This is a genomic window from Kitasatospora sp. NPDC098652 (assembly GCF_044760155.1).
Classification (GTDB): Bacteria; Actinomycetota; Actinomycetes; order Streptomycetales; family Streptomycetaceae; genus Kitasatospora.
Map to the genome: position 1 here is coordinate 1 of NZ_JBIWAQ010000064.1, position 1518 is coordinate 1518.

The following is a 1518-nucleotide window of genomic DNA, read 5'->3' on the forward strand; positions in this document are numbered from 1 at the left end:
GGCCAAGCCAACTACGCCGCCGCCAACACCTACCTCGACACCCTCGCCCACCACCGCCACACCCAAGGACTCCCCGCCACCAGCCTCGCCTGGGGACTCTGGACCGACACCAGCACCATGACCAACACCCTCACCGAGGCGGACCGGGACCGGCTGGCCCGCCAGGGCTTCCGCGGCATGTCCGCCGAGCGGGCCCTCGCCCAGTTCGACACCGCGCTCGCCTCGGCCGAACCGGTGCTGGTGACCGCCGAGTTGGATGCGTCGGCACTCCAGCGGCAGTCCGCCGAGGGCACCCTGCCGCCCATGCTCGACAAGCTCGTCCGGGCCAGGCCCCGCCGGGTCGCCGCCGCCACGCAACCGGGTGGCGACACCCTGGAACAGCGGCTCACCGGCCTCACCGCACCGCAACAGGCCGAACTGCTGGGCGAGTTGGTAACCCGGCACGTCGCCGCCGTCCTGGGGCACACCGGTGCCGCCGAGCTGGACCCCGAACGCCCGTTCAGCGAGCTGGGCTTCGACTCGCTGACCGCCGTCGAGCTGCGCAACCGGCTGAGCACCGCCGTCGGCCGACGCCTGCCCTCGACCCTCGTCTTCGACCACCCGACCACCTCGGCGATCGTCCGACACCTCGCGGACCTCCTGCTCGCCGCTCCCGCCGGGACCGAGCACCCCACCGTTCCGACGGCCCCGACCAGCGCCGTGGCGGCCGACGAGCCGATCGCGATCGTCGGAATGGCCTGCCGCTACCCCGGCGAGGTCCGCTCCCCCGAGGACCTGTGGCGACTGGTGACCGACGGCGTCGACGCCGTCGCCGGGTTCCCCACCGACCGCGGCTGGGACGTCGACGGCCTCTTCGACCCGGACCCCGACGCCCCCGGCAAGTCGTACGTGCGGGAGGGCGGATTCCTGGACGCCGCCGCCGACTTCGACCCCGCGTTCTTCGGCATCAGCCCGCGTGAGGCAATGGCGATGGACCCGCAGCAGCGGCTGCTGCTGGAGACCGGCTGGGAGGCCTTCGAACACGGCGGCCTCGACCCCGAAACCCTGCGCGGCAGCCGCACCGGCGTCTTCACCGGCGTCATGTACGACGACTACGGCTCACGGCTGATGCGACAGCAACCGCAGGGCTTCGAGGGTCAGCTCGTCACGGGCAGCGCGGGCAGTGTCGCCTCCGGGCGGCTGTCCTACACCTTCGGCCTGGAGGGCCCCGCCATCACCGTCGACACGGCGTGCTCCTCCTCGCTGGTCGCCCTGCACCTGGCCGCGCAGTCGCTGCGCAACGGCGAGTGCGATCTCGCCCTCGCGGGCGGCGTGACCGTCATGGCCACCCCCGCCACGTTCATCGAGTTCAGTCGGCAGCGCGGCCTGGCCGCCGACGCGCGCTGCAAGTCCTTCGCCGCGTCGGCGGACGGCACCTCCTGGGGCGAGGGCGTCGGCCTGCTGCTGGTCGAACGGCTCTCCGACGCCCGGCGCAACGGCCACCAGATCCTCGCGGTGCTGCGCGGCAGCGCCGTCAAC

The 1518-nt window shown here is 73.3% G+C and carries 1 protein-coding gene; it reads left to right on the plus strand.

Translation table 11 applies throughout. The features are described from left to right. The coding region (locus tag ACIQWA_RS40935) for a beta-ketoacyl synthase N-terminal-like domain-containing protein (protein WP_402492284.1) at positions 1 to 1518 on the plus strand (1518 nt) is incomplete at both ends.